This is a genomic window from Arthrobacter sp. NPDC056727, from assembly GCF_042790555.1.
Lineage (GTDB): Bacteria > Actinomycetota > Actinomycetes > Actinomycetales > Micrococcaceae > Arthrobacter.
In genome coordinates, this window is record NZ_JBHTZA010000008.1 from 173,135 (window position 1) to 194,974 (window position 21,840).

Genomic DNA, 21,840 nt, shown 5'->3' on the forward strand with positions numbered 1-21,840 from the left:
CGCCATGACCACTCGAATTGTGCACAGGCCCGCACGGACCACGTTGCCCGAACGAACCCCCGAGGCAGTGCAACTGGACCCACCCCCACAGCTTGCCACGGGGGCCGGCGGGATGAACCTGCTGGCCCTGGTTCCCATGCTGGGCGCCGCCACGTCGGTGACTGTCATGATGCTGTTCAGGGGTTCCTCGCTGGCTGGCATCGGGGCGCTCATGATGGTGGCAACGGTGCTGGCATCCGTGGCGCTGATGTTCTCCCAGCGCGGCAAGGCCACGCGGCAGCGGGCAGCCAAACGCCGTCTCTACATGGACTACCTCCGACGCCGCCGGCTGGACCTCGAAGCGGAAGAGCAACTGGCCCGTGCGGAAGCCAATGCCGCCCATCCCCCGGTCGACCGCTTGGTTGAAAACATCGTCAACGACCCGCACCGGCTTTGGGAACGTCGTCGGACCAGCCCTGATTTCCTCGTCACCCGCATCGGTACGGGCACCGTGCCCCGGCGCAGAATCAGCATTCAGGACAGCGGGGACTCCGTCGAACGCCCGGACGCGTTCATGCTGTCCGAGGCCGAAGAGCTGCACCGAAGGTTCAGCAACACCCCCGATATGCCCCTGACTCTGCCGCTCGGCACCGTTTCAAACGTGTCCATTGTGGGTGACCGCGCCACTGCCCTGGCGTTGACCCGGAACCTGGTCTGCCAGCTCGCAGCAACGCAGTCACCCGAGGACGTGGAACTGGCCCTTGTTACCCCCGATGCCCAGCTGGAAGCCTGGGAATGGACCAAATGGCTGCCGCATCTCCAGGAACCTGGAATCCTTCGCCGGGCCGGCTCTCCCGAGGAACTGGCGGTGCTGCTGCGTGGCTCCTTGGACACCAGGGCGGCCGCCCTGAACAGCGCCGCCAGGAACTTCCAGCAACTGCCTCCAGAGGCCCTTCCCCGGCTGGTCATCATCACGGACCTGCCCGGGCAGAACGCCGACCCGATTCCCGGTTTGCCAACCGACCTTCCCCTCTCCAAGCTTGCCGTGACCCGGATCCATCTGCTCACCGAGCAGCAGCAGGAACCGGAACACGTTGACCTTCGACTCACCGTGGCACCGGATTCCCTCACTCTTGAAATGACAGCCACTGGGCAAACGACCAGGGGCACCCCCGACGACGTGCCGCCCGTGATAGCAGATGCCGTGGCCCGCAGCCTCGCTCCCCTGCGACTCTCCGAGCTGTCCCACGAATTCGGCGAACACAAGTCCTCCCGCACCTACGCCGAGGCCCTTGGTCTTGGCGACTACACGGCCGAAGCAATGCTCGGGCTCTGGCAGGCCCAGCGGGGCCCGGATTTCCTTCGCGTCGCTTTAGGCCAGGACGAGAACGGTACGCCCGTGCACCTTGACCTGAAGGAACCGGCGCAGCAAGGCATGGGACCTCATGGGCTGTGCGTGGGAGCAACGGGCTCGGGCAAATCCGAACTGCTGCGCACCATCGTGCTGTCCCTGATCGCCACCCATTCACCCCGAGACCTCAACATGGTCCTCGTGGACTACAAGGGCGGCGCCACGTTTGCCCCCTTTCAGGACGCTCCCCACGTCTCCGGCCTCGTCACCAACCTCGTCAGCGACGCCAGCCTGGTGGACAGGATCTATTCCAGCCTGTCCGGTGAAGTTAAGAGGCGGCAGGAGCTCCTCCGGAACGGCGGCGATTTCGCCCACATCAACGACTACAGGCTGGCCCGGGAACGGGACCCCGGCAAGGCTGCACTACAGGAGCCTCTGCCCTACCTGTTCGTCTGCATTGACGAATTCGGCGAACTCCTCACGGCCCGCTCCGACTTCATCGACCTGCTGCTGTCCATCGGCAGGATCGGCCGCTCGATCGGCATCCACCTGCTCCTCGCCTCGCAAAAGGTGGAGACCGGCATGCTTCGCGGCCTCGATACCTACCTTGCATACCGGATCGCACTGCACACGAACTCCGAGGGTGAAAGCCGCACCATCATCGATGTGCCCGACGCCTATCACCTGCCCACCAGCCCCGGGAACGCAATCCTGAAAGTGGACACATCCGTATTCAAGAGGTTCCGGGCGGCGTACGTTTCCGGGGCCCTCCCCTCACAGGCGGACGAGACCGCCCCCGCCATGCCCACAGCAGCGCCCGTGGAATTCTTTCAATTGGCGGGTAACGGCGAGCGGAACGCAGACGCCGAAGCTTCTCACACCGCCGCAAAGCGCAACAACCCGCAGCCGGAGATAAAACCTGGAACGGCAACGATCCTGTCAACGATCGTCGGCTTCGCCGCCGCGCAACCACGCCAAACCCCTCCCATCTGGCTTCCCCCACTGCCGACCGCCGTTTCCCTCGCCCGAACCGGCGCGTCACTGGACCTCACCTCAACCGGACCACGGCTCGCCCAACCGGCTCACCTGCGCCCCGCCGTCGGGATCCTGGACGACCCTGCCCGGCAGTGGCAGGGACCATGGCACCTGGATCTGTCCGCGCGCGGCGGAAACCTGGCGGTGATCGGCGCCCCGCAAAGCGGGAGGTCAACAGCCCTTCGCACCATCGCCGCCTCGCTCGCCCTCAGCCACAGCGTGCAGGAAGTCAACATCTTTGCCGTGGACCTCTTGGGCAACGCCCTCGCTGGTCTGGCAGATCTGCCGCACTGCGGCGGGGCAGCAGGACGCGGCAACCGGGAACTCGTGCGCAGGACCGTGGAAGAGGTTCAAAGTCTCTTGAACGTCCGGCAGACCATTTTCGACCATCACAAGCTGGACTCCCTCCAGGCCATGCGGTCGCTGCGAAGCAAGGGGGCCCTAAACGAGCTGGGATGCACGGATGTCTTCCTGTTCATCGACGGGTTCGGAAGCCTCAACTCTGAATTCCCGGAACTGGAGGACACCGTTCACGACGTCATGACGCGAGGCAGCACTTTGGGCGTCCACGTGATAGCCAGCGTCCGTAGCTGGTCGGAAGTCCGCATGTCCAGGCAATCACTGCTGGGCAACCGTATCGAACTGCACCTCGCCGATCCGGCAGACTCCATCGACCGCAGGCTCGCCAGTACACTGGGCGCCCACCGCCCCGGCCGCGCACTGACAACCGACAAGACCATAGGTCACTTCGCACTTCCCTCCTTGTCCGACACCCCTGATCCGGATAAGGCCGGACGCGAACTCGCGGACCTCGCCTCCATCCTTCGGAAGTACACCACCGAGACCGCGCCGCCAGTGCGCGTCCTTCCCCAGCTCGCACGGTTGCCGCAGGAGTATGCGCCTGCGGGCGGCAGAATTGCGCTCGGGGTGCGGGAGCACGACGCCGGCACAGAGGAGCTCGACCTCTTCACCGCCGACCGTGGCGCGGTCATCTTCGGGGACCCGGAAACAGGCAGAACCAACCTGCTGCGGGCCGCCGCAGCCCAACTGATCGCCTCCCACAAACCCGGCGAGCTCGCCTTCGCCGTCTTCGACCCGCGCCAGCAACTGCAGGACTTCATTCCTGACTCCTATCTGGGCGAATACGCCGCGAACGGCCAGCGTGCCGCACAACTCGCCGACTTCGTTGCCGGACAGGCCCGCGACCGGCTTGGAGACGGGGAAAGCACACCGGTCCGCACACCCCGCATCGTGCTGCTTGTCGATGACTACGACATCCTCGCGGCAACCGGCAACCAGCCATTGCGATCCCTGGCTGCCTACCTTCCGTCCGGCGCCGACATCGGGCTCTTTGCGCTGGTCACCGGCAGGACCAGCGGCGCCGCATTGACCGTGCACGATCCCTTCATCTCCAGTCTCAGGGCAGCAGGAGCCCCCGTAATTATGTTTTCCGGTGACCGGTCCGAAGGGGTCATCGCCAATGGTGAAAGGCCTCTTCCCCTGGCAACAGGACGGGCCAGGATCCTGCGCTCGGGCCGCCCGCCGGTAATGCTCCAAACCTTCCATTACGACGGCGGGGTCCCCGACTGTGAGTTATGACTTCCACCTCATCTGTGACCAGGACCCAAGGCTGGGGCTCTTTGACAGCGCGTCAGAACAGTTCGAGAACAAATTCAGGCTGATTCCCGTTGAGGCTTCGAAGAACCTCACCCTGGGTTTCAACGGCGAGGACCTCGCCTTCATAGCCGCTCCACAAAAGGTTCCGAACTCCGAAGCCCAGAGGATCTTCGGCGAGCAGGTGGCCACCCAACTTCAGGGAGAGGCATGGGTATCGGAGGTCAATTGCCCGCACGAGAAGGACATCGCCGAAGCCGTGCGCGCATTCCTGACAATCACAGTGACTGGCACCAAGGGAGTGCTGATCGACCCGCAAGCGAATGAGGTCATGAACGCCGGCTGGGGCGCATGACTGCGGCGCCCCTGGTCCTGGTACCAAGCCCCGCCATCCGGCCCTGGTTGAGCCGCACGCTGCTCAGAGGATTGCGCGAAGCGACCATCAATGCGCCCCGTCAAGGTATCGTCGCGCTGCAGACCGCCCCTGAGGCGGCACTCAGCTATCCACTGCTGGCCTACCTGAAAGCAGCCGGAATCCCCTGGGTCACGGCGAGCCCCGGCGGCGGGATGGAGAACGCCCTCACCGCGGCCGATGAGGGCCGTGCGCCCTCCACACAAGCTGCCACCAGAATCTATGGCAGCGTGCTCCACGCTGCCACCGAAGAACTGGTGATCGGCTCCTTCACCGCCAGCATGCTCCTCGCCAGCTCGGGAAGCGCTCCGACGCACATGGGGTCGACAGAGCCGCTCGAAAATCCCTGGGATTCCGTTGCCGTGACTGCATGGCTTCGGCAGCATATGCCGCTGGGAACCCTGCTGCTGTCCGGGCCGCACTTCGCCGGTGCGATCACTGCCCACCGCACGGATGCCGGCGTCATCGAATCCTTTGACGTGCTGCTCTCGGCCGAGCCTTCGGCGAACCCCGGGCCGCCAGGGGTTCTCCTCTCGAATGCCGCCAGACGGGCAGAAGTGGAGGGCGCTGCGATAGAGGCGAACGTCCAGGAATTCGGCGTGGATCTGCATTTCGGCGTCGATGGCCTCGCGGTACCAGCTGGGAGAGATGCCTTCCGGGTCCCGCAGATGATGGTGCTTGGCCCTGCACTTCAGCGACGTATCCACCCCGAACATTTGTCCGTGCCAGAAGTCAACAGCAAGGTCATCGGCACCGCCCCCTTCCAGCACCTGGCGATCCGCTACCCCGAGAGTGCGGTCTGGGACGGCGGACGGACACGGGACCTCCAACAGCGGATGCTCAGCGAGCTGGCCCGAACAGAAGGGCTGTAAGTGTCTTAGACGTAGCCGTCCACGATGGCGGCCGCAATTTCCTTGTAAGCCCGCCGGGTAGCTGCGGAGATCTTGTCGAGGGAAATGCGGTCCCCGTCAGCGACGCCACGGTCGTGCGGGACGGTTATCAGCTGACGGCAATAGCCGGCCAGGTGTTCTTCGATCGCCCGCTTATTGACGCGGCTGGAAACCTGGTCCTTGTCCGTGACCACCACGATGGCGTTCCGGGCCAGACCTTCATAGCCGTGGGCGGCGAGCCACTGCAGCGTGTTGCGGGCGCGCTTGGCGCCGCTGACGGCGTAGCCAGAGGCGATCACCAGGTTGGTGGCCTGAGGCAGCACACCAGCCATTGCCGGGTGGGAAACGCCCGTACCGCAGTCGGTCAACGTCACCGAGTAGTACAGGGAGACCAACTGCTTGATCTGCAGGTATTCCCCAGGCGTAAGGGCGTCCGAAAGAGCCGGATCCTGTTCCCCCGCGATCAGGTGCAGCCGGTTGGCATGGTGCATGTAATCGGTCAGTTGTGTCAATGACTTGATCTGTCCGATGTCGCGGACAATGTCCGTCACGGTGCGGGGCTTGACTTTCTGATAGAGCATTTCGCCCAGGGCCCGCTCCGCGAGGTCGCCGCTGTCCGGGTTCGCATCGATAGCGCAGGGGTGATCACCCCGGTACTCGGCCAGAATCATGCCCACGCCCACCGTGGTGGACGTCTTACCGATCCCGCCCTTCAGGCTCAGAATGGCGGTATTGAAACTTCCGGACAAGGGCCGGGCAATCCGACGCTCCAGTTCCGCTTCGTCCTGATCCTTGGCACTGGGGCCGAGATTGACCAGGCCGCCGGTAGCCGAGTAGATGGCGCCGCGGAAACCGGACGCAGGCCGGGGACGGTCCGGGCGCACGAATTGAGTCTCGGCAACCGGAGTTCCATACGGGGTATCCAATACAGGAACACTACCAGTCGGAAACGAATCGCGGGCCGGAGCCGATGGCGTGGCCGCGCTTGCTGTCGGAGCAACTGTTTGCGGGGAAAGATCCTGGCTTGAACCTTCACTCGGAGGCGGCGAATCGGGAGCTACCGGTTCGGCGCGGCCATCCGGGTGGACCTGAAACAGGCCCTGTTGACCGTTGGTGTGGTCGGTAGCCTCCGCAACAACCGGAGCGCCGGAGGTCTGCGCGAAGTCCGCCAACACCGCAATCGCCGCGGAGTAGGGGTCCACGCCAGGAGGAGCGGAGATCGCTTCACCCCCGACAGTCAGCCTGCCGTCGGCGAAGACTTCAACCCGAGTGGCCCCCAGTTCCATTACTGCTCCTCAACATCAACACACCCCAAGTGGCGCCTCCTAGTGATCCTAGTCGTCGCAACACATGGCGGTCATGTCATGAAGACTTTCAGGCGGTTCCAGCAGCGATCACACCGGCTACAAAAAGGGCCGCACGCTCAGCGTGCGGCCCTTTGTTTCGTGCAAGTAGAAGAAGCGAAGAACTAGAAGTCCCAGTCCTCGTCCTCGGTGTTGACAGCCTTGCCGATGACGTAGGACGAACCCGACCCCGAGAAGAAGTCGTGGTTCTCGTCGGCGTTCGGCGACAGGGCCGAGAGGATGGCCGGGTTCACGTCCGTGACGGAAGCCGGGAACATGGCCTCGTAGCCCAGGTTCATCAGCGCCTTGTTGGCGTTGTAGTGCAGGAACTTCTTGACGTCCTCGGCCAGGCCGACGCCGTCGTAGAGGTCGTGCGTGTACTGGACCTCGTTTTCGTACAGTTCGAAAAGCAGCTCGAACGTGTAGTCCTTGATTTCCTGCCGGCGTGCCTCGGAAACCTTCTCCAGGCCCTTCTGGAACTTGTAGCCGATGTAGTAGCCGTGCACGGCCTCGTCGCGGATGATCAGGCGGATCAGGTCTGCCGTGTTCGTCAGCTTGGCGCGCGAGGACCAGTACATCGGCAGGTAGAAGCCGGAGTAGAACAGGAAGCTCTCGAGCAGCGTCGAGGCCACCTTGCGCTTCAGGGGGTCGTCGCCCTGGTAGTAGTCCATGACGATCTGCGCCTTCTTCTGAAGGTTCTCGTTCTCCGTGGACCAGCGGAAAGCGTCGTCGATCTCCTTGGTGGAGCACAGCGTGGAGAAGATCGAGGAGTAGCTCTTGGCGTGCACGGCCTCCATGAAGGCGATGTTGGTGTACACGGCCTCTTCATGCGGCGTGAGCGCGTCCGGGATCAGGCTGACGGCGCCGACGGTGCCCTGGATGGTGTCCAGCAGGGTCAGGCCGGTGAACACGCGCATGGTCAGCTGCTGTTCGGCCGGGGTCAGCGTGTTCCAGGACTGGACGTCGTTGGACAGCGGCACCTTCTCCGGCAGCCAGAAGTTGTTGACGAGGCGGTTCCAGACCTCCACGTCCTTGTCATCCTGGATGCGGTTCCAGTTGATGGCCTCGACGTGGCTCAGCAGCTTGACCTTTTCGGTCATGTCATCCCCTAAAAAGTTGGGTGGGTTCTTACTTAAAGCGTACGACGGCGGGCGGGCACCCGCCGTCGTACGGTCACGATTTACTTGAAGCTACAACGCGCAGCTGACGCAGCCCTCAACCTCAGTCCCCTCCAGCGCGAGCTGGCGGAGGCGGATGTAGTAGAGCGTCTTGATGCCCTTGCGCCAGGCGTAGATCTGCGCCTTGTTGATGTCACGCGTGGTGGCGGTGTCCTTGAAGAACAGCGTCAGCGACAGGCCCTGGTCCACGTGCTGGGTGGCAGCGGCGTAGGTGTCGATGATCTTCTCGTAGCCGATCTCGTACGCGTCCTGGTAGTACTCCAGGTTGTCGTTCGTCAGGTACGGCGCCGGGTAGTAGACGCGGCCGATCTTGCCTTCCTTGCGGATTTCAATCTTCGCCGCCACCGGGTGGATCGAGGAGGTGGAGTTGTTGATGTAGGAGATCGAGCCCGTCGGCGGAACGGCCTGCAGGTTCTGGTTGTAGATGCCGTGCTCCATGACGGAGGCCTTCAGCTCGCGCCAGTCATCCTGGGTGGGGATGTGGGTGCCGGCGAACAGCTCACGGACGCGCTCCGTCTCCGCGGCCCACTCCTGCTCCGTGTACTTGTCGAAGAACTCGCCGCTAGCGTACTTGGACTTCTCGAAGCCGCCGAACGTCTGGCCCGTCTCGATGGCGAGCCTGTTCGACGCACGCAGGGCGTGGAACAGCACGGTGTAGAAATAGATGTTGGTGAAGTCCAGGCCCTCTTCGGAACCGTAGTGGACCCGCTCACGGGCAAGGTACCCGTGAAGGTTCATCTGGCCAAGGCCGATGGCGTGCGACTGCAGGTTGCCCTCGGCCACGGACGGCACGGAGTTGATGTAGGACATGTCCGACACGGCGCTGAGGGCGCGGATGGCCGTCTCGATCGAAGCACCGAAGTCCGGGGAGTCCATGGTCTTGGCGATGTTCATGGACCCGAGGTTGCAGGAGATGTCCTTGCCGACCGTCTGGTAGGTGAGGTCCTCGTTGTAGAGGGACGGCGTGGAAACCTGCAGGATCTCCGAGCAGAGGTTGCTCATGGTGACCTTGCCGTCGATCGGGTTTTCCCGGTTTACGGTGTCCTCGAACATGATGTACGGGTAGCCGGACTCGAACTGGATCTCCGCGAGGGTCTGGAAGAACTCGCGGGCACTGATCTTGGTCTTTTTGATCCGGGAGTCGTCCACCATCTCGTAGTACTTCTCGGTGACCGAGACGTCGGAGAACGGAATGCCGTAGACGCGCTCGACGTCGTACGGCGAGAACAGGTACATGTCCTCGTTCTTCTTGGCCAGCTCAAACGTGATGTCCGGGATCACGACGCCGAGGGAGAGGGTCTTGATGCGGATCTTCTCGTCCGCGTTCTCCCGCTTGGTATCCAGGAAGCGGTAGATGTCCGGGTGGTGGGCGTGCAGGTACACGGCACCGGCGCCCTGCCGGGCACCGAGCTGGTTGGCGTAGGAGAAGCTGTCTTCGAGGAGCTTCATCACCGGGATAACGCCGGAGGACTGGTTTTCGATCTGCTTGATCGGGGCACCGTGCTCGCGGATGTTGGTCAGCGAAAGGGCAACACCGCCGCCGCGCTTGGAGAGCTGCAGCGCCGAGTTGATGCCGCGGGCAATCGACTCCATGTTGTCTTCGATGCGCAGCAGGAAGCAGGAGACGAGCTCGCCGCGCTGGGCCTTGCCGGCGTTGAGGAATGTGGGTGTGGCCGGCTGGAAACGGCCGTCGATGATCTCGTCCACGAGGCGGGCGGCAAGTTCCTCGTTGCCGCGGCCCAGGTGCAGGGCCACCATGCAGACGCGGTCCTCGTAGCGCTCCAGGAAACGCTTGCCGTCGAAGGTCTTCAGCGTGTACGAGGTGTAGAACTTGAAGGCGCCCAGGAAGGTCTCGAAGCGGAACTTCTTCTTGTACGCGCGGTTGAACAGGTCACGGATGAAGTTCATCGTGTACTGGTCGAGGGTTTCGCGCTCGTAGTACTGGTTCTTCACCAGGTAATCGAGCTTTTCCTCGAGGTCGTGGAAGAAGACCGTGTTGTTGTTCACGTGCTGCAGGAAGTACTGGTGGGCTGCCTCGCGGTCCGCCTCGAACTGGATCTCGCCGTTCGGGCCGTACAGGTTCAGCATCGCGTTCAGCTCGTGGTAGCCCAGGCCTTTGTAGGCAGCGGGGAGCGCCGGCTTCTCCTGCTTTTCAACAGCCGTGTCCATGGACGCGTCCTTTCCTTCGGGCCTGGTTACTTCTGTGTCTGCGACAGTCGTGTCCAAAACTCTTCCAATCCTTCTTGTACACGGGAGACGTCTTCCGGCGTACCCATGAGTTCGAACCTGTAAAGGTGGGGGACCTTGCACTTGGCGGCGATGATGTCGCCCGCCATGCAGTAGTTGTCCCCGAAATTCGTGTTTCCGGCCCCGATGACGCCCCGGAGCAGGCGCCGGTTGTCCGGGTTGTTCAGGAACCTGATGACCTGTTTGGGCACTGAACCCTCGCCGCCTGTCCCGCCGTAGGTGGGAACCACGAGCACGAACGGCTCACAGGCAGCGAGGGGTTCGTCCTTCGCGTGCAGCGGGATCCTGGCGGCCTCCGCACCAAGCTTCTCGATGAAGCGCCTGGTGTTCTCGGAGGCCGAGGAAAAGTAGATGAGGCGGCTGTGGGTCTGGTTCACGGGCGGTGTCTGGTTGACGGGCGTCGTGCTCGCAGCACGGGCTGCGGCCGGCGCATCGGCAAGTGCCGGCGCAGCCATGGGAGTCACCTCACCTACTTGGGAATTCTCTGCCGGAAACGGCGCGGGCGCAGCCTTAGGCCACGGAAGCGGAAGCGCTCAGCGCCAGCTCTTCGATCTTGTCCGGGCGGAAACCGGACCAGTGGTCCTGGTCCGTGACAACGACCGGAGCCTGCATGTAGCCGAGTGACTTCAGGCGCTCAAGGGCGTCCGCATCCTGCGAGATGTCAACGCTCTGGTAGGCGATGCCCTTCTTGTCCAGCGCACGGTAGGTGGCGTTGCACTGTACGCAGGCCGGCTTGGTGTAAACCGTAACTGTCATGATTCCTGTCCCCTTTGTTGAAGTCACTGCTGCTGCACTCTTCTGAGACCTTGCTCGTGTCTCTGTATCTAAATCTCTGGCATCGTTGCGGTGGACTCTGCCCGGACCTACTGTCCGGTACTGGCTGCGCCGGTCTCCCGCTCAATCTGTATGTCGATACTACATGTAGTGCGCGGCCCCGGATGGGACCCCAAGATGATGTATTACAAGTATGTCATTTAATGCACTTTTAATCCACAGGCAGGGACCCTCAAAATGTCCGGATTTCCGGCATTTTGGCGGACGGAATCCACACCCTGTGGAGTAGTTAGACACATTTAAACGCCAGCGTGTCGTGCCGAAGACGGCGTGTCGCGGCACCCCTGATGGCGCCGTTTGAGTGCTCCGGAACACAGCCGTGGGGGTCCCGCAGGATGCTTCGGGACCCCCACTGTGACTAAGCGAACGCAGAACCAGAGCTGGACTACAGCTGTGCCTCCCGGCGGTCCAGGACGATCTGCTGCACATCCAGGTAACCGGACTGGAAGCCGGCACGTGAATAGCACAGGTAGAACAGCCACATCCGCTGGAAGACCTCGTCGAACCCGAGCCCGCGCACTTCAGCCGCACGCTGCAGGAAACGCTCCTCCCACAGCCGCAGGGTAGCGGCGTAGTGGTCACCCATCCCCCGCCGCTCACGCACCCGGAGTGTGGTGTGCCGCTCCGTGACACTCTCGATCGCCCGCACCGACGGCAGGAACCCTCCCGGGAAGATGTACTTATGCACCCAGGTGTACGCGTTGCGCGTCGCCAGCATCCGCCCGTGCGGCATGGTGATCGCCTGGATGGCCACCTTGCCGCCCGGCGCCAGGACCCGGTCGATGGTCTGGAAGTAGACGGGCCAGTACTCGTACCCCACGGCTTCGATCATTTCCACGGACACGACGGCGTCATACTCGCCTTCCACGGCACGGTAGTCCTGCAGTCCCACAGTGACCTGGCCGGAGAAGCCCGCTTCCTCAATCCGCTGCTCCGCGAGCGCCTGCTGCTCGCTGGAGAGGGTGACCGTGTACACGGTGGCACCCCGGCCGGCTGCCCGCAGGGCCAGTTCGCCCCAGCCGGTGCCGATCTCAAGCAACCGGGTGCCCTCCCCCACGCCGGCCTTGTCCAGCAGCCTGTCGATCTTGACCTGCTGCGCTCCGGCAAGGGCATCCCAGCCCACCTCTGCCAGTTGGCCCGCTGACGCCGGGAACAGTGCCGACGAGTAGCTCATGGTGCTGTCCAGGAAGTTGGCGAACAGCTCGTTGCTGAGGTCGTAGTGGCGGGAGATGTTGCCGCGCGTATTCTGTTCGGTGTTCCGCTCCTGCCGGGGCGCGCGCGGCAGATACACGCTCCGGAGTTTCTGCAGCGGCTTGGGGATGAGCGTGTCCACCGAAGCCGCGAAGACCTCCAGGACGGCGGCGAGGTCTGAGGCTTCCCAGTCCCCGGCCATGAAGGACTCCCCCAGCCCGATCAGTCCGTTGTCCCCGATTCGGACCGCGAAATCCTCCGGACGCACCATGGTCATTACCGGAGCGCGGTCGCCGCCGGTGCCCAGCATCGTCCCGTCGGGGTATTCCACCCGGAGCGGCAGGCGACGGACCGCGGCCCGGAACAGCGAATCGGCGGCTTTGCCGGCCGCCTGCGCCTTGATCCCCGCAGGGGGGCGGGCGACGCCGGGCCACACCTGCGCGTCGATGGCCGCCGGCGCGGCCGGCACCCGGTGGGCCCCGCCCGGCGTGGTTCCCTGCCCTGTTGGCTCAGGGTGAGCGGGACTGGTGTATGACGGATCAGTGAGGGTCACGAGACGGCCTCCTGTGCTCGGTGGTCGGGACGGTTGGCGAGAGGCAAACCGCGCGCCCAGAGTTTGATTCCCTGCCAGCGGATCTGCAGCACAACGCGGAGCGGTGCGAGCGGGACCGCCGCTGCAGCAGCCAGGATGCTGCGGGGTGTGGCGGGCCGGCGGTCGCCGGTCATGGTGGCGGTAAAGGGCTTCCGTCCGGCGCGCTCCAGCACCACTGCCACGGCCAGTTTGTCCGCCGGTTCGGGCAGGCTCATCCGGTAACTGCCGTCCACCTCGTTGAAAGGCGAGACGAAGAATTCCTTGTCGGTGCGGGCCCGCCCGGCACTGTCCGGGTGCAGGAGGTAACAGTGCCGCTCACCGTACGTGTTGTGGACCTCGGCGATGACAGCGTGCAGGGCCCCGTCGGCGCCGTGGCACCAGAAGACGCTGATCGGATTGAAGACATGCCCCAGTACCCTGGCGTTGGCAAGCATGGTGACGGTTCCGCCGTCGTGCGCTTCGCCGTTCACGGCGAGGAAGCGGTCCACGTTCTCACGGATGCTTGCGGTGGGATCCCCCAGATGGTCCTTCGCGTGGAATCCGGCGAGCGGCCGCAGCCACCAGGTCAGCCTGGGCAGGTCGTCGAGGTCGACGTACCAGCTGTAGCTGCGGTAGGTGAACGCGTTCCTCAGCGGATCCTGCCGCACATGGCGGATCCGCGTCCTGTAAATGGCCGCGGTCATGGCACCAGCTCCGCGTCCTGCCCGGCCTCCGATACGGCGGCATCCGATGCAGCAGCATCCGGGGCGTCGGCATCAGGCGCCGCCGCGAACGGGTCCTCCCACTCGCGGCCCAGCTGGGCGGCCGCCCGCACCCCGGAGGCCGCGCCGTCCTCGTGGAATCCCCAGCCGTGGTAGGCACCCGCAAAGGCGAGACGGTGGTCGCCCAGCTCCCGCAGACGCCCCTGGGCGGCCACGGATTCGGGCGTGTACTGGGGGTGCTCGTACACGAGGTCCGCCAGCACGGTTTCCGGTTCGATCAGCTCCGACTCGCCGAGGCTCACGATGTAGCTGCCGCCGTCGTCGGGGTTGAGGCGCTGCAGCCGGGTGAGGTCGTAGCTGACCAGCACGTTGCCGGGGCGCGCGGCACACGAGGGCAGCCGGTAGTTCCAGGACGCGCGGGCGGCCCGGCGGCGCGGCAGCACCGCGGGATCACGGTGGAACTTGATGTGGTTGACCGAATACGGGATGTTCCCCAGTACCGTGACTTCCGCCGGCGCGGGCTCGGCCATCATGGCGAGCGCCTCGCGGGGGTGGGCGGCGATGACCGCAGCGTCGAAGTGTTCGGTTCCGGCCGCCGTCGTAATCTCCACTCCGGTTGGGCTGCGGCGCACGGCAAGGACGGGACTGGAGAGGCGGACCTCCTGGAGGCCTTGGACCACGCGATCAACGTAGCGCCGCGATCCCCCTTTCACCGTCTTCCACTGCGGCGAGCCTTTAACGCCGAGCATGCCGTGGTGTTCCAGGAAGGTGAACAGGTACCGGGCGGGATAGGCGAGGGCGGTGGTGGGGTCGCACGACCAGACCGCGCTGACCACGGGCGCCATGAAGTGCGCGGTGAAATAGCTGCTGAAGCGTTCCCGGTCGAGGAACTCACCCAGCGTTTCCTCCTGTCCTTTGCCGTCCGCCGGGCTGGCCAGCAGGGCCCGCGCCTTCCGCCAGAACCGCAGGATCTCGGCGAGCATCAGCAGGAAGCGGGGCCGGGCAAGGTTGGCCGGCCGGGCAAAGACACCCCGGGCGCCCATGGCCCCGGCGTACTCCAGGCCGCAGCCATCGCAGCGGATGCTCATGGTCATGTCCGAATCCTGCGTCTGCACACCCAGCTCGCCGAACAGCCGGATGAGGTTTGGGTAGGTCCGGTTGTTGTGCACAATGAAGCCGGTGTCCACCGCGAGGATCCCCGAGTCCTGCCGCACGTGGTGCGTGTGGGCATGTCCGCCGGGCCGGGAATCCGCCTCGAACAGGGTCACGTGATCCCGGCGGCTGAGGATATGCGCGGCCGTCAGGCCCGCCACCCCGCTTCCGACGACGGCGACCTGCCGTTTTTCGCCGCCACTCCGTGCTGGGTTCGGTGACAATCGTTGCTCCTCTGCTGAACAGTCGCCGCTGATGTGGGTCGTCACGGGCTATTCGGAGCAGTCCGGCGTGCCGGATGGGTTGTTTTGCATGCGCTTTTTCCGCCGGTGGGCCCCGGAGTAAGGTTGGCTGGTGGTCAACCCCGTGCATTTGAGGACGCTCCTTGAGGTCACGCGGCTGGGTTCCTTCGCGGCCGCCGCCAGCCGTCTTGGCTACACCGCCTCAGCCGTGTCCCAGCAGATGTCCGCCCTGGAGCGGGACACGGGCGTCCGCCTGTTCCAGCGCTCTGCACGGAGTGTGGTGCCCACCGATGCTGCAATAGTGATGGCGCGCCATGCGGCGAAGGTCCTCACCGACATCGAGGCGCTGATGGCCGCGGCCTCCAAGACGCAGGACTCTACGAGCCAGGAGCTCCGGCTGGGGATTTTCCCGAGCCTCGCCACTTACGTGCTGCCGCGCATTTTGCGGAGTCCCGCGTGGAAGGGCCTCGGCATCGACCTGAGGGTTTCGGTGGCCGAACCCGCGCAGACCATCCAGGGGCTGCGCACGGGCGGCGACGTCGATGTGGCCCTCGTCTACCAGGTGGGTCAGTCCGGCCTGGCCTGGCCCCACACGATCAACCGGCAATGGATCGGCGACGACAACTTCCGGGTGGTCCTTCCCTCCGGGTGGGGATTCCGCACCGATGCGAAGGTGGCGGCGGACCACCTGTCGGACATGCCGTGGATCATGCACCACCCGGGAACCAGCGACGCCACCGTCATTGAGCGGCTCTTCGCGGGCTGCAATCTCCACCCCCGCGTGGTGGCCTACAGCGACGACTTCCATGCCAGCCTCGAGATGGCCGCCGCCGGCCTGGGGGCAGCCCTGGTTCCGGAGCTTGCACTGCTCCATCGGCCGGCCGGCGTCGTGGTGCTGGACGTCCCGGAAATCCGGCTGGCCCGCAACGTCTTCGCACTGCTGATCAACGACAAGAAGACCGCCAGGGTGCAGCTGTTCGTGGACCTGCTGGCGGAAACACTGGGCGGCCTGGGGTCCTCAGTTAAATGACCCCCGATGCTGGAATGCTCTGCTTTTCGGGTCTATGTTGAAGATATGACCACCAAGGTAGCGAGCCAGCACTTCGGAGTAATCGAGCTGAACCACGGCAGGGACCATAACATTGCCGCGGAGCACGAGCTGGCCGGCCAACGCCTTGAGCTGGATCTCAACATCAACGCCCACGACCACTTCGACGAAGCGGCCATGCACAAGGTGGACTACCGCCTCCGCTACCTCCCCGAACTCGTGGATGAAGTACGGGAAATGATTGCCGAGGAGCTTGAGCAGGAGGGCACCAGCCCGCAGGAATACCTCCGCTTCCACTGCAACGCCATCAAGGACGAGCACCTGCAGAAGGTCTTCGGCGTGCAGGACAAGAGCCAGCTCACCAATGCCGTGTTCCTGAAGGCACTGAAACTCGGCCACGTGGGAATCTACCCGGGCCAGCCCGAACGGTACTTCGTCATGGACTTCACCCTCGGCGAGCACTTCACCGACGAGGTCCTGGTGGCATCCGCGGACGAGGACGGCGTGGTCGACGACGAGATCGTCTGGGAATCCTGAGCACTGCTTAAAGAACGACGGCGCCCGTCACCTTTTGGTGACGGGCGCCGCTTCCGTTCGCTCGCTTTTTACTACTTAGCTTCCTGCAGCAGGCCGGCGCGCACCGTCTTGGTGGCCGCGACCAGGTTGCGCAGGGACGCTTCGGTCTCGGCGTAACCGCGGGTCTTCAGGCCGCAGTCCGGGTTGACCCAGAGCTGGCGGGACGGAACGTGCTTCACGGCAGTGCTCAGCAGTTCGGTGACTTCCTGTTCGCCCGGGACGCGCGGCGAGTGGATGTCGTAAACACCGGGACCGACGCCCCGGCCGAAGCCGTGGGACTCGAGGTCGTGGACGACCTCCATGCGGGAGCGGGCGGCTTCGATCGAGGTCACGTCGGCGTCCAGGCCGTCGATGGCGTCGATGATCACACCGAACTCGGAGTAGCACAGGTGGGTGTGGATCTGCGTGGCGTCAGCCGCGCCGGCGGTGGCCAGGCGGAAGGAGTTGACGGACCAGTCGAGGTAAGCCGGCTGGTCGGCCTTGCGCAGCGGAAGCAGTTCGCGCAGGGCCGGCTCGTCAACCTGGATGATCTGGATGCCGGCGGCTTCGAGGTCGGCGATTTCGTCGCGCAGCGCCAGGCCCACCTGGTTGGCGGTCTCGCCGAGCGGCTGGTCGTCGCGGACGAAGGACCAGGCCAGGATGGTGACCGGACCGGTCAGCATGCCCTTCATCGGCTTGTTGGTCAGCGACTGGGCGTACTTTGCCCATTCCACCGTGATGGGAGCGCTGCGGGTGACATCGCCCCAGAGGATGGACGGACGGGTGCAGCGCGAGCCGTAGGACTGGACCCAGCCGTGGACCGTGACGTCAAATCCTTCCAGGTTCTCCGCGAAGTACTGGACCATGTCGTTGCGCTCGGGCTCGCCGTGCACCAGGACGTCGTAGCCGAGCTCTTCCTGCAGCTCAACAACGCGCTTGATCTCGTCCTTCATGAGCTGCTCGTACTGCTCGTTGGTCAGGTCACCCTTGTTGTTGCGGGCGCGGGCCGAACGGATTTCCGAGGTCTGCGGGAAGGAGCCGATGGTGGTGGTGGGCAGCGGCGGCAGGTGCAGTGCTGCTTCCTGGGCGGCTTCGCGGACCGGGTACTCGGAGCGGTTGAAGTCGGCCGTAGTCAGCGCCTCGGTGCGGGCGCGGACGTCGGCGCGGCGGACACCTTCGGCTGCGGCACGGGAAGCGATGACGCGGGTGGCCTCGTCGATGGCCGGCTGCACGGCCGATGCGTCGGTCAGCAGGCCCGCCAGGGTGACAACTTCCACGGCCTTCTGGTCGGCGAATGCCAGCCAGCTGCGGAGCTGCTCGGACAGCTGGACTTCTTCCTCGACGTCGTGCGGGACGTGCTGGGTGGAGGTGGAGGTGCTGATGGCCAGCTTGGCGACGCTCTTCTGCAGCTCAGCGATCTTGTTGGCCGAGGCCTGCAGGTCATTGCGCCAGATGTTGTGGCCGTCCACGACACCGGCGACCAGGGTCTTGCTGCCCAGCGCAGCCAGTGCTGCGGCGGAGGGAACCTCGCCCTTGAAGACGTCAATGTGCAGGGCGTCAATGTTGGTGGCGGCGAGGGTGCCGAGCTGGCCGTTCAGTGCGCCGTACGGCGTGGAGACGAACAGCTGCGGGCGGCTGGCGGCAGCGGTGAGGACCCCGTAGGCACGGGCAACGGCGGCCTGGATCTCCTGCTCAGGGGTGTCCTGGTCCACAACCAGCGCGGGCTCGTCCAGCTGGACCCAGCTGGCGCCGGCAGCTGCCAGCTTCTCGAGCAGCGCGGTGTAGACCGGCAGGACGTCCTCGAGGCGGGACAGCGGGCTGAACCCGGCGGGGGCGTCGTCGGATGCTTTGCTCAGGAGCAGGAAGGTGACCGGTCCCACGATGTACGGGCGGGTCTGAACGCCATTGGCGAGGGCGTACTCGAACTCTTCAACGATGCGGTTGGAGGTCAGCGAGAAGTTGGTCTCCGGGCCGATCTCCGGCACGAGGTAGTGGTAGTTGGTGTCGAACCACTTAGTCATTTCCAGCGGCTGCTGTTCCTTGTTGCCGCGCGCCAGGGTGAAGTAGCCATCGATGTCCAGCTGTCCCTCGGCGTTGAGGAGGTTGCCGAAGCGGGCGGGAACGGCGCCGACGTGGGCGGCGGCGTCGAGCACCTGGTCGTAGAAGGAGAACGTGCCCGGAACCGCAGCGGCTTCGGTGAGGCCGAGGCCCTGCAGGCGCTTGGCGGTGCCCAGCTGGATTTCCTTGGCGGCGGCGTCGAGTGCGGCGGCGTCGATCTTGCCGGCCCAGTAGGCTTCAACGGCCTTCTTCAGCTCGCGGCGGCGGCCGATGCGGGGGTAGCCGAGGATGGATGCGGACGGGAACGGCGAGGCGTTTTGCACGGAAGTCTGTTCAGGCATGGGAATTCCTTAAAGTCGTGGAAAAGCTGTGAATGTCTTGGGGAGGAATGCGTTCAGCTGGCGAGCTGACGGCGGGCGAGCGCGTTGAGGCGGCTCGTGGAGCGTGCCGGCCGGGCAAGCGACAGCTTGTCCAGCACCTCCAGCGCGCTCTGGTGTTCGTTGAAGGTGTAGATGTGGAGTCCGGGCGCTCCGGCGTCCAGGGCTGCATTGGCCAGGTCCACTGTTGCGCTGACGCCGACGCGGAGCCGCTCGGCGTCGGTATCTGCCGCTGCCAGCCGGTCAATGAGTTCCGGTGCGGGTTCGACGCCGGTCAGCTCCCCGAGGCGCTTGAGCCGGCGCAGGCTCGTGAGCGGCATGACGCCGGGGATGATGGGAATGGTGACACCGGCCCTGCGTGCCCTGCTGACGAGGTCCGCGTACTGCTCCGTGCGGAAGAACACCTGGGTGATCGCGAAGTCGGCGCCCGACCGCTGCTTGGCGAGCAGCACCTCGACGTCATGGGCTTCGCTGGGCGATTCCGGGTGCCGTGTGGGGTAGGCGGCCACACCAACGGCCACCTTGCCGGCGCACAGCAGGGCCGAGCGCCGCTGTTCCACCCTGCGGATGAGCTCAATCAGGTCCTGGGCGTAACGCAGCGAACCGCTGACCGGTTTGGCGCTGTCCTTCGGCAGGTCGCCCCGGAGCGCGAGGATGCCGCGGACGCCTGCGTCGAGCAGTTCGCCAATGATTTCCGCGAGCTCCGTCGGCGTGTTGCCAACACACGTCAGGTGGGCAAGCGGGCGGAGGGTGGTCTCCAGCACCAGGCGGTTGATCAGTTCGACGGCGGTGTCCCGGTTGGATCCGCTGGCACCGTACGTGACCGACACGTAGTCGGGGTCAGTGGCTTCGATTTCCCGGATGGTGGTCCACAGGGTCTCGGCGGCAGCGGGCGAACGAGGCGGAAACAGCTCATAGGAGAGCGCCACCGGCGCGGTGTCGGAGAGATTTGGATGTGTTTCAATAAGGCTTGGCGGTGACATTTGCGTCCTTGGCTTTGGGCCATTGAAGGCTGCGCTGCCGTGGCGTAAAGCCGAAGCAGCTTGCGGTCAATGAATTGAGTTTGGGGAACACGGGACGGACTTCGGCAGGGCGCAGCCGCGACTGTTACGCCTGTAAAGAAGTCCACCGTGAGCAAATGTCAGGCCCACATGGGGGCACCCACACCCTCCTTGGCGGCCGGCAGGCGGCACATCCGCAGCGGAGGATCGCTGACACGTTACCTCGGTAACTTGTATAGAACTCTAGAAGGCGGCCGGGGACGCCTTCAAGTTGGCACCGAATTAAGACGCTGCTTTACGCCCGGTTGGATGCCTCGGTCAGAATTATCTTCGCTGAAAGGGTCTCTGGCGTTGATTGGCCGCCCGGAGCGGGCCCGCCTACCCCTTTTCAAACCGCGCAAATTAGTCCATTCTTTTGTCACGTCGTATCGGATTCGGCAAGGTCTCAGGTTGAGGAGGCTGGATGCTCCTTCTGGTTCTTCCTCGGTGAATCGTCCCGAGAGAACATATTCCGCGCCCATTGGAACCCTGCGTCGCACCGTCCTTGATTCGCCCGCCGGCAGGGCGCGGTTGGCCAGCCTTCTGTCGCGGCCGGGCACGGCACTGACGGCACGGTGGAGTTGCTGGAAGCCAGAAATCCCCACGGCGAAAGGCCATCGAGATGTTCCAGCTTCACAAACCACCGCTTTCCACATCACCGGCTTCCAAGTCATCGTCCGGCCCGGGCTCCGCCCTCGTGCTCCTGGTGGCGCTGGCCACCGTTACTTCCTGCGCCCCGCAGCAAAACAACGCACCGCAGGCAACCTCCGGTTCAGCCGTACCGACAGCGACGTCGGCACCGGCCACTGCGACCGGATCTGCGGCTTCGGGAACCGCCACCCCAGGTTCAACCGGGACAGCCGGCGCCGATGAACTCTGCGGCCCCGGCTCCGCGATCAACTTTGACATCTCCCAGTTCCAGTCTTCCCCCAATGTGGACAACAAGTGGTTCCCGCTCAAGCCTGGCATGCAGTACACCACCACGGGAGACGTCAAGAGTGCCGAGGGAGACGTCAAACGCACGGTGGTGCACTCGATCACGGGATTGACCAAGGTCATTGACGGCGTGAAGACCCAGGTCATGTGGGACCGGGACTACGCAGGCGATGAGCTGGTGGAATCCGAACTTGCGTTCTTCGCCCAGACCAACAGCGGCACTGTCTGGCTCTTTGGCGAATACCCCGAGGAATATGAAAACGGGAAGTTCACCGGCGCACCCTCCACCTTCATCCACAGCCTGGATGAAGCCCAGGCCGGCATCGCCATGCAGGCGGACCCGCAGACCAGCACGCCCAGCTACGTCCAGGCCCACGCCGCAAGCGTCGACTTCCTGGACTGCGGGCAGGTCTTCAAGCAAAACGACCATGTATGCGTCGCCACCGGCTGCTACGACGATGTGCTGGTGATTGACGAACGCAACCCGCTGGAACCGGCGGTGGGCCACCAGCGGAAGTTCTACTCCGCCGGGACGGGCCTGGTGAAGGTGACTGCCGTGGGCGGTAAGGATCAGGAGACGCTGGAGCTCGCCAAGATCGAACAGCTCACCGACGCCAAGCTGAAGGAAATCAACCAGGAGGCACTCAAGCTGGACAAGCATGCCTACCAGGTCAGCAAGAACGTCTACGCCAAGACGGACCCGGCCGAGGTTGCCACCGAAACCTCTGTGCCTGCCAGCAGCCCGGCTACTGACAAACCGACTGTTCAGCCCGGCTACTAGCCGACCGTCCGGATACGGGAAAGGGTGCCCGGCAGGTTGCCGGGCACCCTCCCCTTAGCCCATGATCCGGTCTATTCTGATGCCATGATCCAGCTACCAGCCAGCTACGAGGAATATCTCGTTGGCAAGGACCCGAGCTTCGTTGACATGGTCCGTCCGGTCCTCCTCCAGTCGGCAGCGGACAGGCTGCATGGCGTCCGGGTGCTCTTCGTACCCCGGGGACACCAGGCCCATCTCGACGATACGATCCCCTACGGCACGATCGTCGAGGACATCGACTGAGG

17 protein-coding genes are annotated in these 21,840 nt (G+C 64.5%); 7 read left to right on the top strand and 10 right to left on the bottom strand.

What is annotated here, in order from left to right; genetic code table 11:
* Positions 1-4: 4 nt before the first annotated feature.
* Genes eccCa through ACFRAH_RS10605 form a run of 3 tightly spaced genes read left to right on the top strand, consistent with a single transcriptional unit; the run spans position 5 to position 5,263 of the window.
* Complete coding sequence (eccCa, locus tag ACFRAH_RS10595; RefSeq protein ID WP_377990846.1) at positions 5-3,964, top strand: type VII secretion protein EccCa; 3,960 nt, start codon at positions 5-7, stop codon at positions 3,962-3,964.
* Entirely contained in the window at positions 3,954-4,334 is a 381-nt protein-coding gene (locus ACFRAH_RS10600) for a hypothetical protein (protein WP_377990847.1), read from the top strand. Before eccCa ends, ACFRAH_RS10600 begins: the two co-directional genes overlap by 11 nt.
* Positions 4,331-5,263, top strand: coding sequence for a DUF6177 family protein (locus ACFRAH_RS10605; RefSeq protein ID WP_377990848.1), 933 nt, complete (start codon positions 4,331-4,333; stop codon positions 5,261-5,263). The genes ACFRAH_RS10600 and ACFRAH_RS10605 overlap by 4 nt, the downstream gene beginning before the upstream one ends.
* Positions 5,264-5,268: 5 nt before the next feature.
* On the opposite strand, the gene ACFRAH_RS10610 is transcribed toward ACFRAH_RS10605, so the two are convergent.
* From ACFRAH_RS10610 to ACFRAH_RS10645, 8 genes are all read right to left on the bottom strand, one after another.
* Positions 5,269-6,207, bottom strand: a complete 939-nt coding sequence (locus ACFRAH_RS10610) for a MinD/ParA family protein (protein ID WP_377990849.1) — start codon at positions 6,205-6,207, stop codon at positions 5,269-5,271.
* 542 nt (positions 6,208-6,749) lie between these two features.
* Positions 6,750-7,724 (bottom strand): class 1b ribonucleoside-diphosphate reductase subunit beta, encoded by a 975-nt coding sequence (gene nrdF / locus ACFRAH_RS10615; protein WP_003801014.1) that lies wholly within the window; start codon positions 7,722-7,724, stop codon positions 6,750-6,752.
* A 90-nt stretch (positions 7,725-7,814) separates the two neighbouring features.
* The gene (gene nrdE / locus ACFRAH_RS10620; protein ID WP_377990850.1) at positions 7,815-9,971 is read right to left on the bottom strand and encodes a class 1b ribonucleoside-diphosphate reductase subunit alpha; all 2,157 of its coding nucleotides are present in this window, start codon (positions 9,969-9,971) and stop codon (positions 7,815-7,817) included.
* A 26-nt stretch (positions 9,972-9,997) separates the two neighbouring features.
* The gene (nrdI, locus tag ACFRAH_RS10625; RefSeq protein ID WP_377990851.1) at positions 9,998-10,504 is read right to left on the bottom strand and encodes a class Ib ribonucleoside-diphosphate reductase assembly flavoprotein NrdI; all 507 of its coding nucleotides are present in this window, start codon (positions 10,502-10,504) and stop codon (positions 9,998-10,000) included.
* 55 nt (positions 10,505-10,559) lie between these two features.
* Positions 10,560-10,805, bottom strand: coding sequence for a glutaredoxin-like protein NrdH (nrdH, locus tag ACFRAH_RS10630; protein ID WP_076802586.1), 246 nt, complete (start codon positions 10,803-10,805; stop codon positions 10,560-10,562).
* A 463-nt stretch (positions 10,806-11,268) separates the two neighbouring features.
* Positions 11,269-12,543 (bottom strand): class I SAM-dependent methyltransferase, encoded by a 1,275-nt coding sequence (locus ACFRAH_RS10635; protein WP_377990875.1) that lies wholly within the window; start codon positions 12,541-12,543, stop codon positions 11,269-11,271.
* Positions 12,544-12,623: 80 nt separating this feature from the next.
* A complete protein-coding gene (locus ACFRAH_RS10640; RefSeq protein WP_377990852.1) occupies positions 12,624-13,349 on the bottom strand; it encodes a DUF1365 domain-containing protein in 726 nt (241 codons plus the stop codon).
* Positions 13,346-14,743, bottom strand: a complete 1,398-nt coding sequence (locus tag ACFRAH_RS10645) for an NAD(P)/FAD-dependent oxidoreductase (RefSeq protein WP_377990853.1) — start codon at positions 14,741-14,743, stop codon at positions 13,346-13,348. The genes ACFRAH_RS10640 and ACFRAH_RS10645 overlap by 4 nt, the downstream gene beginning before the upstream one ends.
* A gap of 130 nt (positions 14,744-14,873) precedes the next feature.
* Between ACFRAH_RS10645 and ACFRAH_RS10650 the strand changes: the two genes are divergently transcribed.
* Positions 14,874-15,791, top strand: coding sequence for a LysR family transcriptional regulator (locus ACFRAH_RS10650; protein WP_377990854.1), 918 nt, complete (start codon positions 14,874-14,876; stop codon positions 15,789-15,791).
* A 45-nt stretch (positions 15,792-15,836) separates the two neighbouring features.
* On the top strand, positions 15,837-16,346 hold the full coding sequence (locus ACFRAH_RS10655; protein ID WP_377990855.1) for a DUF2004 domain-containing protein: 510 nt from the start codon (positions 15,837-15,839) through the stop codon (positions 16,344-16,346).
* Positions 16,347-16,417: 71 nt separating this feature from the next.
* On the opposite strand, the gene metE is transcribed toward ACFRAH_RS10655, so the two are convergent.
* Complete coding sequence (gene metE, locus ACFRAH_RS10660; protein WP_377990856.1) at positions 16,418-18,763, bottom strand: 5-methyltetrahydropteroyltriglutamate--homocysteine S-methyltransferase; 2,346 nt, start codon at positions 18,761-18,763, stop codon at positions 16,418-16,420.
* 53 nt (positions 18,764-18,816) lie between these two features.
* Positions 18,817-19,782, bottom strand: a complete 966-nt coding sequence (locus ACFRAH_RS10665) for a methylenetetrahydrofolate reductase (RefSeq protein ID WP_377990857.1) — start codon at positions 19,780-19,782, stop codon at positions 18,817-18,819.
* 679 nt (positions 19,783-20,461) lie between these two features.
* Between ACFRAH_RS10665 and ACFRAH_RS10670 the strand changes: the two genes are divergently transcribed.
* Both ACFRAH_RS10670 and ACFRAH_RS10675 read left to right on the top strand, forming a co-directional pair.
* The gene (locus tag ACFRAH_RS10670; RefSeq protein ID WP_377990858.1) at positions 20,462-21,556 is read left to right on the top strand and encodes a hypothetical protein; all 1,095 of its coding nucleotides are present in this window, start codon (positions 20,462-20,464) and stop codon (positions 21,554-21,556) included.
* Between the two features lie 84 nt (positions 21,557-21,640).
* Positions 21,641-21,838 (top strand): hypothetical protein, encoded by a 198-nt coding sequence (locus ACFRAH_RS10675; RefSeq protein ID WP_377990859.1) that lies wholly within the window; start codon positions 21,641-21,643, stop codon positions 21,836-21,838.
* The last annotated feature ends 2 nt before the right edge of the window (positions 21,839-21,840 follow it).

What these genes read in the sequence shown, in the direction of transcription:
- ACFRAH_RS10675 (WP_377990859.1), top strand. Translation starts at nt 21,641, where the DNA reads ATGATCCAGCTACCAGCCAGCTACGAGGAATATCTCGTTGGCAAGGAC.
- nrdE (WP_377990850.1), bottom strand. Translation starts at nt 9,971, where the DNA reads ATGGACACGGCTGTTGAAAAGCAGGAGAAGCCGGCGCTCCCCGCTGCC.
- ACFRAH_RS10665 (WP_377990857.1), bottom strand. Translation starts at nt 19,782, where the DNA reads ATGTCACCGCCAAGCCTTATTGAAACACATCCAAATCTCTCCGACACC.
- nrdI (WP_377990851.1), bottom strand. Translation starts at nt 10,504, where the DNA reads ATGGCTGCGCCGGCACTTGCCGATGCGCCGGCCGCAGCCCGTGCTGCG.
- metE (WP_377990856.1), bottom strand. Translation starts at nt 18,763, where the DNA reads ATGCCTGAACAGACTTCCGTGCAAAACGCCTCGCCGTTCCCGTCCGCA.
- nrdH (WP_076802586.1), bottom strand. Translation starts at nt 10,805, where the DNA reads ATGACAGTTACGGTTTACACCAAGCCGGCCTGCGTACAGTGCAACGCC.
- ACFRAH_RS10605 (WP_377990848.1), top strand. Translation starts at nt 4,331, where the DNA reads ATGACTGCGGCGCCCCTGGTCCTGGTACCAAGCCCCGCCATCCGGCCC.
- nrdF (WP_003801014.1), bottom strand. Translation starts at nt 7,724, where the DNA reads ATGACCGAAAAGGTCAAGCTGCTGAGCCACGTCGAGGCCATCAACTGG.
- eccCa (WP_377990846.1), top strand. Translation starts at nt 5, where the DNA reads ATGACCACTCGAATTGTGCACAGGCCCGCACGGACCACGTTGCCCGAA.
- ACFRAH_RS10670 (WP_377990858.1), top strand. Translation starts at nt 20,462, where the DNA reads ATGTTCCAGCTTCACAAACCACCGCTTTCCACATCACCGGCTTCCAAG.
- ACFRAH_RS10640 (WP_377990852.1), bottom strand. Translation starts at nt 13,349, where the DNA reads ATGACCGCGGCCATTTACAGGACGCGGATCCGCCATGTGCGGCAGGAT.
- ACFRAH_RS10655 (WP_377990855.1), top strand. Translation starts at nt 15,837, where the DNA reads ATGACCACCAAGGTAGCGAGCCAGCACTTCGGAGTAATCGAGCTGAAC.